General features: G+C 62.8%; 11 protein-coding genes and 1 pseudogene. 8 read left to right on the top strand and 4 right to left on the bottom strand.

The genetic code is table 11. From position 1 onward, the window contains the following. Positions 1-203: 203 nt before the first annotated feature. Positions 204-569, bottom strand: a complete 366-nt coding sequence (locus KRR26_RS30080; RefSeq protein WP_217081483.1) for a hypothetical protein — start codon at positions 567-569, stop codon at positions 204-206. A 126-nt stretch (positions 570-695) separates the two neighbouring features. Here KRR26_RS30080 and KRR26_RS30075 point away from each other — a divergent pair, with 126 nt between their 5' ends. Together KRR26_RS30075 and KRR26_RS30070 are read left to right on the top strand one after the other, a co-directional pair. After that, the gene (locus tag KRR26_RS30075; RefSeq protein ID WP_217081482.1) at positions 696-1,604 is read left to right on the top strand and encodes an AHH domain-containing protein; all 909 of its coding nucleotides are present in this window, start codon (positions 696-698) and stop codon (positions 1,602-1,604) included. Positions 1,605-1,639: 35 nt separating this feature from the next. Further along, positions 1,640-2,230 carry an imm11 family protein gene (locus KRR26_RS30070; protein WP_217081481.1) on the top strand — a complete coding sequence of 197 codons (591 nt, stop codon included), beginning with the start codon at positions 1,640-1,642 and terminating at the stop codon, positions 2,228-2,230. A gap of 29 nt (positions 2,231-2,259) precedes the next feature. Here the strand turns inward: KRR26_RS30070 and KRR26_RS30065 are convergent. After that, positions 2,260-2,472 (bottom strand): annotated as a pseudogene (locus KRR26_RS30065) (PAAR-like domain-containing protein); the annotation flags it as partial. 488 nt (positions 2,473-2,960) lie between these two features. On the opposite strand from KRR26_RS30065, the gene KRR26_RS30060 reads away from it, so the two are divergent. Genes KRR26_RS30060 through KRR26_RS30045 form a run of 4 tightly spaced genes read left to right on the top strand, consistent with a single transcriptional unit; the run spans position 2,961 to position 6,080 of the window. Then, complete coding sequence (locus KRR26_RS30060; RefSeq protein ID WP_217081480.1) at positions 2,961-3,833, top strand: hypothetical protein; 873 nt, start codon at positions 2,961-2,963, stop codon at positions 3,831-3,833. A 3-nt stretch (positions 3,834-3,836) separates the two neighbouring features. After that, a complete protein-coding gene (locus KRR26_RS30055; protein ID WP_217081479.1) occupies positions 3,837-4,697 on the top strand; it encodes an AHH domain-containing protein in 861 nt (286 codons plus the stop codon). Continuing rightward, positions 4,694-5,284: an imm11 family protein gene (locus tag KRR26_RS30050; protein ID WP_217081478.1), complete on the top strand. Its 591-nt coding sequence runs from the start codon at positions 4,694-4,696 to the stop codon at positions 5,282-5,284. The genes KRR26_RS30055 and KRR26_RS30050 overlap by 4 nt, the downstream gene beginning before the upstream one ends. Before the next feature lie 40 nt (positions 5,285-5,324). Further along, positions 5,325-6,080: an Imm49 family immunity protein gene (locus KRR26_RS30045; protein WP_236069332.1), complete on the top strand. Its 756-nt coding sequence runs from the start codon at positions 5,325-5,327 to the stop codon at positions 6,078-6,080. Positions 6,081-6,111: 31 nt separating this feature from the next. Here KRR26_RS30045 and KRR26_RS30040 read toward each other — a convergent pair whose 3' ends face one another. Together KRR26_RS30040 and KRR26_RS30035 are read right to left on the bottom strand one after the other, a co-directional pair. Continuing rightward, positions 6,112-6,576, bottom strand: coding sequence for a DUF4150 domain-containing protein (locus KRR26_RS30040; RefSeq protein WP_217081475.1), 465 nt, complete (start codon positions 6,574-6,576; stop codon positions 6,112-6,114). 73 nt (positions 6,577-6,649) lie between these two features. After that, a complete protein-coding gene (locus KRR26_RS30035; protein ID WP_120206256.1) occupies positions 6,650-7,453 on the bottom strand; it encodes a hypothetical protein in 804 nt (267 codons plus the stop codon). 87 nt (positions 7,454-7,540) lie between these two features. On the opposite strand from KRR26_RS30035, the gene KRR26_RS30030 reads away from it, so the two are divergent. Together KRR26_RS30030 and KRR26_RS30025 are read left to right on the top strand one after the other, a co-directional pair. After that, positions 7,541-8,656, top strand: coding sequence for a hypothetical protein (locus KRR26_RS30030; RefSeq protein ID WP_217081474.1), 1,116 nt, complete (start codon positions 7,541-7,543; stop codon positions 8,654-8,656). An 18-nt stretch (positions 8,657-8,674) separates the two neighbouring features. Beyond that, positions 8,675-9,544, top strand: a complete 870-nt coding sequence (locus KRR26_RS30025) for an AHH domain-containing protein (protein ID WP_120206258.1) — start codon at positions 8,675-8,677, stop codon at positions 9,542-9,544. Position 9,545: the final 1 nt, after the last annotated feature.

Raw genomic sequence — 9,545 nt, 5'->3', positions numbered from 1 at the left:
CCTCGCTTCGAGCGCGGGCCAGTCCTGGGACTCAGGACCGCCTCAATGCGGCTCCACTCGGCATCGCTCAGCTCATGTCGGCGCATAGGCCTGTGCTGAGCACCCAGGGCCCCTACCAGCAACCGCGCGCGATTGGGAGTTGACCGAACTGAACGTTCGGCCAACCTCGAGTTGTTTTCCGAACGCGAGACCAGGGACAGCCCCTAGTCCTCCTCGTATTCCCGGGCGGGATCCGGAGCCGAGGGGCACCGTGAGACAATGGCCCGTGCACCGTCCTCGTCTCGGCAAGCGACCGCATCAAAGAAAGGCTCCGCCCGTGAGGTGAGTTTCTCCTCCGCAGGAGCGGTCTGGAGGAAGTGCAGGAAGGCTCGCGAGCTCTTGAACAGGTAGCTGTAGAACCCCTGGGGGTCACTGGACACGAGCAGCGTACCCACCGCGAGCCGGCGGTAGAGCAGACACACGTGGGCGTAGTGGCGAAGCGCGGCAGGCGTCTTGACCACGTGGGGCAAGATATCTTCCAGGGCGATGCCTGAGTTCTTGATGGCAATGGGGAGGAAGTGGGGCTTCATGGGCACCTTCCGCGGAGGCTATCGCGTTCCCGTGCGTCGTCGCCCTTCGGTCGGGTGAGCTTGACGGCCTCTTTGGGGCTCGACAACACTCTGCCCTATTCTCCGCGCACCCAAGGAGGAGTCTCCATGTCTGGCAAACAGGGACACTTCGGGGACGCGGAGCTCGACGAACTGCACGACCCGCAGAAGAACACGACCGAGAACGGCGCCTGCCTGACGGGCCATCAGGGCAACTTCGCGGACTTCAAGAACAAGGTCTCTTGTAATTACCGCTATCAGGCCTATGAGCAGGCGAAGGGCCACGACGGAATCAAGGCGCGGCTGCACCGGTACAACAACGACCTCCCCAAGCGGCGGCTGGAGACCTCGGCCTACCCAGCCAACAAGGGTGGAATGACACCCGACCGCTACTGCGCCCACCTGGAGATTCCGGAGCCAGGCGACTGGGACGTTGAGGGCCCCTTCAGGACCGTCCGGCGGCGCACCTTTGACAAGCGCAAGGTCAAGATTCGCGCGGGCTACAACTTCACGCAGGACACCTGGCCGTACTGGAACAACGCTCACCACCTCATCCCCAAGGGCACACTGGAATCGGAGTTCTCGAAGCAGGAGGCCATGGTCAGCAATCTGATGCAGAAAGCCCTGCTCAAGACCAGGTACAACGTCAACCACAAGAAGAACATGTTGATGATTCCTCAGGACCGTGAGGTGGCCGAGTTGCTCCAGTTGCCACGACACATCCAACTCAAGGATGGCGACACCTCCCGAGTCGCAGCCTCGTGCACGGACCACCCGGTCTACAGCCAGATGACCGTCGAGATGCTGAGCGGCCTGCAAAAAATCATCAGCGACTACCGAGAAATCTGCCAAGAGGCGCTCCTCGGCGTCGAGGGCAAGGAACACGCCATTCCAGATGCCGAGCTGGACAAGACCCGGCTGGAATCCCTGTCCACCCGCCTCCTCAATCTCATCCTCAGCTGGGGGCCGAATGGGGGCGGGCGCTCTCTCGACAAGCTTGCTTCTCGAGCCCTTTAGCAGCGCTCAACCTGGTTCCCACGCCCGGGTCATGCATGCCCTACTATCTGATTCAATTGACCACTTGCGACAATCCAGACCTCTGCTTCCTGGATGACTACCCGGAAGGGCTTGGACTCAACTCATATAAACTTAGCAAGGGCAAACAGCTGGGCTCCGACTATCCCGCCAACGCCCGTGTCTTCATGACGGATCGCGTGAAGGGCATGCAGGTCCCTGACCTCGTCTCGAATACATGCAGCATGGTCGTCACCAGCCGCCGCGTCAAAGAGGTCTTCGAGCGCTTGAACCAAGGCCCCACGGAGTACCTCCCCGTGGCCCTCTACAATCACAAGAAGCGCGTCGCCTCTCCGGACCACTTCATTCTCAGTCCGCTGGGTACCGTTGACTGCCTGAATCTTCAGGAATCAGAAATCGAGTACCACAAAGACAAGGTGGTCAACGTCGACTACTACGTCCTGGCCCCGAAGAAGCTGGAGAACGCCCCCGACTTCTTTCGCGTACGCGAAGACCCCTCCGCGTACATCATGAGCGAGCGAATCGCCGAAGGGCTGCGTGAGCTGAAGCCTCGTTTGATCAACTTCGTCGTCAAGGAGCTTGAAGAGGCCCCAACCCAGGGAGCCTGATCAACCCACGCACGGCATCGCCCCGAGGCTCAGATCTCCTTCTCACAGATGAGGCAGTTGCACTTGTCCTTGTCCTTGCCGAGCGCCACCACGGGGCCCTGGATGACGGGAAAGGGCGGCGTGTTCTTGTCGTTGTGGAGCATCAGGTCCATCGCGCGCGCCACGTTCTTCCCTTCGAACTTCACGTCGAAGGAGAAGTTCACGAACTCCGCCTTGCCCTTCGTCTTGCTCGACGCCACCCCGCAGACCGAGAGGCACTGTGCCGTAGTCAACGCTCTACCTGTGCGCGCCAGGAACACCCACTTCGTGCCATTCACTTTCGTGCCATTCACTCGCGAGAATCGGACCCGGACGGCTCCGGAACAGCGAATTCTCCACAACGCGGACAGTGACCACTGCTGAAGGCTCTCCATGGTGGCAGCACATTCAAGAGATTCCGTCGAAACCGGTTCGCCCCCGGAGATGGCACGCGGGCACTTGTCCTATCTTCTGCGGGGGCACTTTGGATCTCGCCATCACCAGTCTGGGGCTCATCTCATCCGTAGGGCGAGACGTCACCACTTCTTGTGCGGCGATCCGCGCGGGCATTGTCCGCCCTCGCCCACTCACATATTTCCAGGTACTGGACGAAGACACAGAGGAGATGGAGCCTCTCGTTGGTCATCCCATCCGTGGACTCACCGACGGCTTCACGCTCATAGGCAGGTGGATTCAGCTAGCGCGTGGGGCTGTGGCCGACTTGCTTCGCCAAGGCGCAATTCCAGACCGCACCCCAACCTCGTTCTGGCAAGCAACCGGGCTGCTCGTGGTCACGCCGTACCACGACGAGCGATTCGGCAGTGAGCCGACCGAGGCGCCCAGCTCGGATGAGCCCATCCGAATGGCCTATCTACATCCGCTGCTCGCGGCCCTGAAGCTCCCCATCGACCTCAACAACGTTGGCCTGTTGAGACAGGGACCAGCAGGAACCATTCATGCAATTTCACAGGGCAGTCACTGGATGTCGCAGCGCGGACTCGAGCGATTGATCGTGATCGCCGCCGATTCGTATTGCGATCCGCTGACGCTTGATTGGCTCATGTCAGCTCGGAGAATCAAGACTCCCGAAGTCCCTTGCGGCTTGATGCCAGGCGAAGCAGGTGCCTGCCTCCTTCTCGAAACCGCCACGAGCGCTCGCCGCAGGAATCCTCCCATGTGCTTCCCAGTCCTGGGAGCAGCGGTCCGAGAAGAGCCCTGCCACTTCTTCAGTCGAAAACCCAATGTGGGCGCCATGCTGGCGGCGTCCCTGGCTGAGGCACTGGGCGGCACCGCGCGCCGAGAGCCCTTCACGGGAAGCATCGTCTCCGATCTCAATGGTGAGAATTGGCGAGCCACTGAGTGGGGCTATGCCAGAGTCAGGTTGGCACGCAGCATCTCTGACGCTCTTCATGTCATGATGCCTGCAACTTCATTGGGAGATACGGGCACCTCGAGCGCGATGGTCAGCGTGTGCGTCGCCGCGATGGCATTGAGGCGGGGCTATGCTCGCGCCGAGCAGATTCTGGTCGTTTCCAGTTCTGAGCGAGGACACGTCGGTGCCTTGCGCCTTTCGATGAAGAGGTGAGTCATGTCGGATGCTTCGACTGAGCAGCATGAAGAGGACGTCGCCAACAGGATTCACGTCAGCAGCAAGAATACGACGGAAGGAGGACGATGCCTCAACCGTCATGTCGCGGCTTGGGAACCTGTGACTTGCTCTCATCGCTGGCAAGCCTACAAGCATGCCCTCGATCATTCTCATCTCTACAATTGGCCCGCATACAAGAAACTCGCACGAGGCAAGGATGTCCGCACCGATGCGATGCGCAATTACACGAGCAAGAGCGGCGCTTTGTATCCCATCTTCCCCGAGGGCTATCGTTTCCTGCTCAAAGCGCCACACCAGGGCGACTGGGACGTCTCTGAATCCGGGGCCAGCAAGAACTTCAAATGGGACTATCGGACCCCCTATCTCCACAACGGACATCACGTCGTCACCAATAGCCAACTTCGCGTTGCCATCAACAAGCTTGAGAAGAAGTTCCCGAACGCCACACTTATCATCCGCCGAGGCCTGGCCCGAGCCGGGTACAATCTGAACCACAAGCTCAACATGGTCATCCTCCCTATGGACCGGAAGGTGGCCGGGGCACTGAATCTCCCTCGCCACCTGGCAACGTTCCTGTATCGCGACCATCGTGCGTACAGCGACTATGTCTCGATTCGCCTCGACGCCATCATGCGCACCTACGAAGGGGAGCTGCGAAAATACGTCCGCAAGGAGAAGGAGCACACGAAGCTCGCGCACGAACTGGCCAAGGAGCAGATCGAAGAGCTGTCCCATGAACTCTATGCTCAAATCACCGCGCGCCAGAGCCAATCAGAGCGCGAGGGGAGCACTCCAGGCTATACTGGAACGCTTGATTCACTCCTCAACAGAGCACCATGAGATTCTTTAAACTTGAAACCTCGGGCGACCTGAACAATTCCGAACTTCTCTTCCTGGATCAGGAGCCGGAAACGGTGGGACTGGACGGGTATTGCATCGCCGCTGGCGAACCCATCGCGGACTCCTATCCCGTGGAGGTGAAAGTTCAGTCCAGCGAAGAGCGCACTGGCATTCAACTTTCATCGGTACTGGGCAACAGCTTCAACTACCTCATCGTGTCAAGCGCGATGAAGGAGATCATCGCGCAATACACGCCGCAGACGACCATCGAGTATCTACCGTTCACGCTCGTCGATCATCGGGGTCGCATTCGCAGCCAGGACTACTTCTTCATCAACCCGCTCACAAGCGTTGATGGACTCGACACACGAGCCAGTGACATCAAGTACCATCGCAGTGGCGCCATCGTCGGCATCCGCAAGCTGGTGCTCGCCGCGGAGAAACTGAAGGACGTCCCCGGTCTCTTCCGCCTCCAGCAAGCGCGTCAACACTACGTGGTGAACGAACTCCTGGCGCACGCGCTCCAGTCCCAAGGGTTCACCAACATGGTGCTGCGCGAACTCTTGGTGTCTACGGCGCAAGCCTGACCCATCCAGGAGAAAGGGGGCCGCATTGGCATCAAAATTCTTGTCTGTCTTCATTGACAACGCGCTCGGCGACAACGAGGAGAAACTTGCTGCATTCACCGCCGGCCAGGGAGGACTGAAGGAAGCCCTCCAGTTCAGTCAGAATTTTCGTATCGCCGGAATCGGCTCCCTGTTGATGTCTGGAACGGCGACCCGCTTTCACGAGTGCCTGCATGCGAGCGCGCGTGCCTTCGCATACTTCCTGCGCTCCGCACCCGACTCCCAGAAGCTGACCAGTCGTTCGGCCCCCTTCTTCGACGCCGTAGCGTGCGAGGATATCGAAGCGGCCCGTGAACTGGCACGCCACTCACCGCGCTGCCCCGACAGGGCTCGAGAGTACGAGGAGGACTTCCTTTTCGTCCGCTTCCTGATGGACTTCTTCTTTCAGGGGATGTCTGTGAATGAAGGTCTCAATCTCCTTGAGCACTATGAGACCATCCTTGAAGGCACCCAGGACATACGGCTGACCGTGTGTCGCGCATTCCTGGCATCGGACAGCGCCGGATTCGATGAGGCGCTCTCAAACATGATGGAGGAGCGAAACATGCGCGTTCAGAAGATGCGTGACCAAGAGGCCGCCGCAGAAGAGAGCCTTTCAACCGAAGGGTATCTCTCCGTAGAGGGCGTCGCACTCGTGCGACTTGCACTCTCAAGAGGTCTGACCCCGTCAGGCCACTACCTGTCCGTTCCCACAGTGGCCTGTGAGCCACCGCTACTTCGCTACCGCGAAGATGTTTGGAGGAACATGCTCGCGTAGCGGTTCGTCACGCACGGCATCGCCCCGAGGCTCAGAGCTCCTTCTCACAGATGAGGCAGTTGCACTTGTCCTTGTCCTTGCCGAGCGCCACCACGGGGCCCTGGATGACGGGAAAGGGCGGCGTGTTCTTGTCGTTGTGGAGCATCAGGTCCATCGCGCGCGCCACGTTCTTGCCTTCGAACTTCACGTCGAAGGAGAAGTTCACGAACTCCGCCTTGCCCTTCGTCTTGCTCGACGCCACCCCGCCGCCCGCCGTCCCCGCTTCGTCACCGCTGCTCGTCTTGAAGTTCGAGTCCTTCACGCACACGGGATTGCCCTCCACGGAGACCGTCTTCGTCCCCTGGTCCGTGTCCGAGGACTGCGCCACGTTCGGATAGGGAATGGGCACCGGTCCCGCCGGGCTCGGCGTCTTGCACACGTCCGGGAACGCCGTGGAAACACCCCCGCTGTCCTTGGTCACCACCGACATCTTGTTCACACCGGTATTGACGGCCATGGCGTCCCTCCCCACAACCCAGGAACCTACTCCGCTCCCCCTCTCCCAGGCGAGTACCCGCCAGGGCGCTCCGTCACCCGCCCCGCGCGAGCGCCTCCACGCGCCGCCGAGCCTCATCCCCCGCGTAACAGAGCTCCGCGAAGGCCCGCACCGCGTCCTGGCCCGTGAACAACGCCTGCATCTGGCGGCGCACTCGCGCCCACTGGTCCTCCGCGTCACTCAAGCGCAGGTCCGCTCGCGCATAGGCCACCGCGCAGTCGGGGGCGACCCCGTACCCCGCAGCCGCCAACGCCCGCGCCACTCCCGACGCGGCGCGGAGCATGTCGTGGCTGAACAACAGGTCCGGCAGCGAGGACTCCTCCCACGCAAGCTCGGGCTCCTCGTCGAAGAGGCCCACGTCGGGCCGCGTCTCCTGGAAGCCGTGGCGATACCGGAACGTCTCCAGCAGCGGATCCTCCGCGTCCTGTGACGACGGAATGGGCGCGAACGCGGGCGACACATCCAGGCTCACCCATGGCTGCCCCTCCATCCCCGTCGCGCCCGTGTAGAGCAGAACCAGACGCACCGGGATGCCCTGCTGCGCATGCAAGACCACCGCGCGGATGGGCTCGGCACCGGGCGTCACCGTCGCGCGGATGTCCCTCGCGCAGGTGTCGATGACACGCTCGGCATACGCGTCGAAGCCATAGGTGCCTGGCGGCGCCTCCGCGTCGTATCCGGGCCGCCCTCCTGTGTGCCCCTCCTCCGCCAAGGCATTCAAGGCGGCCCTCGCGTCCCCCTGCGCTGCCTTCAAGGCCTGCGAACACTCGGCGAGCGATGCCCCGCTGCGCACACGCATTCGCTTGAGCACATCGAGCGGCGATTCATCAGGAGCCATGGATCCTCGCGGGTTTCAATCGGTCCGCTCGCTTGTCGGGTTTCACGGCGACGTGATATCAAGAGCGTCCAGCCAGGGGGAGTCGCGGTGACGTTGGCACTCACCAGCATGGGGATGCTGTCATCCGTCGGCCATGACGTCGTGGCGGCCTGTGCCGCCATCCGCGCGGGCATCACGCGCGCCGCCCCCATCATCGGCACGGACGTGCTGGACCTGGACAGCGGGGAGATGATTCCTGTCACCGGGCACCCGGTCCGCGGCGTCACCGAGGGCTTTCACTTCTTGGGGCTCTGGGCGCGTCTGGCCGAGCGCGCGGTGCGAAATCTCATCGCCTATGGCCAGTTGCCGGAGCCCGAGCAGGCCGCGTTCTGGTCCGCGTGTGAGCTGTTGGTGGTGACCCCCAGCCTCGTGCCCGCACGGTATCCCGTGCTCGACGAGCCCATCGAGTTGGACTTCCTGAAGCAAGACTACGCGGAGACCGTGCTGGAGGTGACGGGGCTCGCCATTCCCCGGACGAGGATCCGCGCGTTTCCCGAGGGCCATGTCGGTGTCGCGGCCGCGCTGGAGTTCGCCGAGCGAAGCATCACCGGCGGACACGCCGCGCGCTGCCTCATCGTGGCGGTGGATTCCTACCTGGAGCCCGACACGCTCGATTGGCTCGCCAGCCGACAGCGATTGAAGCACGGCGACCACCCTGTCGGGCTGATGCCGGGCGAGGCGGGAATCGCGCTGCTGCTGGAGGCACCGCGCGCGGCCGAGACTCGCCAGGGCCGGGTGGATGCCTGGGTGCAGACCCTGGCCCTGACGGATACACGCCGGCCCCTCGAAGCGAAGGATGGACGCCGCGATGGCATCGCGCTCGCGGAGGCCCTGAGTGCCGTGCTCCCCCCGCGCGCGCCCTTCCGTGGCGACCTCCTCGTGGACCTGAACGGTGAGGAATGGCGGGCGCGGGAGTTCGGCAGCGCCCTGGCGCGCCTCGGCTCCACGGTGGCGGAGGCGCGCGTCGTGATGCCCGCGCTCTTTCTGGGAGACACCGGCGCGGCCAGCGGGGGCGTGAGCATCTGCGTCGCGGCGCGCGCGTTCGCGCGAGGCTATGCGCGCGCCCCTGAGGCCATCGTGCTCTCCCTCGCCGAGTCCGGGCGCGTGGCGGCGCTCCGGCTTGTCAGTCCCCACACGCCGGGCACGGCGCGAAGCACCTCTTGAGTTGGAGGAGACCCAGCCATGTCCGGCGACCACGTGAAGAAGGAAGACTACAAGGCGCTCCATCAATCCAAGGGCGGCGGCGGCGGCAAAGGCTGCCTTTGGTCCTGGAACACCAAGTACGACGTGGGGCACGCGTGCTCTTATCGCTGGCACGCGCGTGAGCACGCGCTCGCGGATGGGCACCTCTACAACTACCCGGCCTACAAGAGCCTCTGCGTCAGCGCTGCGCCGGGGGCGTCGGACGTGTTCTTCACGGCCGCGTATCGAGGACCCAAGTCCGTAGCGCCCTCGAACAACTACGCGCTGCGCAACCAGTTCCCCTACAAGAAGAAGCCTCGGCCCGGCCAATGGGATGTCTCGCTGCATCGCAACTTCACCGAGAGCTGGACGCGTCCGTACTGGCACAACGCGCACCACGTCATCCCCCGCTCCGTCCTGCATGACGAACTGACCGCCGCGGGGAAAGAAGACCCGCGCATCACGGACATGATCATCCAGGGGCTGCTCCGCGCGGAGTACAACCTCAACGACCGGGAGAACCTCATCATCCTCCCCATGGACCGCGAGGTCGCGACGTCCCTCGGGCTCCCTCGGCACCTGCTCGGAGACGAGGCCCAGCCCCACGAGCCGCTCCAGGGCCGACAGATCGCCGACCACCCCGACTACTCCCGGCGAGTACGGCTGATGCTCCGCCCCGTCATCAACCAATACAAACGCCTCATGAAGCAGAAGCTGAGCGAGGACCACCCCGGCCCCCCCGACGCGCTCGCGAAGGAGCAGGTGGTGCGCATCTCGCAACAAATCTACCAGGCCATCACCCAGGCAGGGCCCTTCATGAAGGGCAAGTCGATGGACGAGCTGAAGTTCTCGAACCTGGGTGGGCGATAGC

Origin of the sequence: Citreicoccus inhibens (assembly GCF_019039035.1) — a bacterium.
GTDB classification, from domain to species: domain Bacteria; phylum Myxococcota; class Myxococcia; order Myxococcales; family Myxococcaceae; genus Citreicoccus; species Citreicoccus inhibens.
The sequence above is the reverse complement of the archived record's forward strand: the minus strand, read 5'-3'. Positions and strand labels throughout refer to the sequence as shown.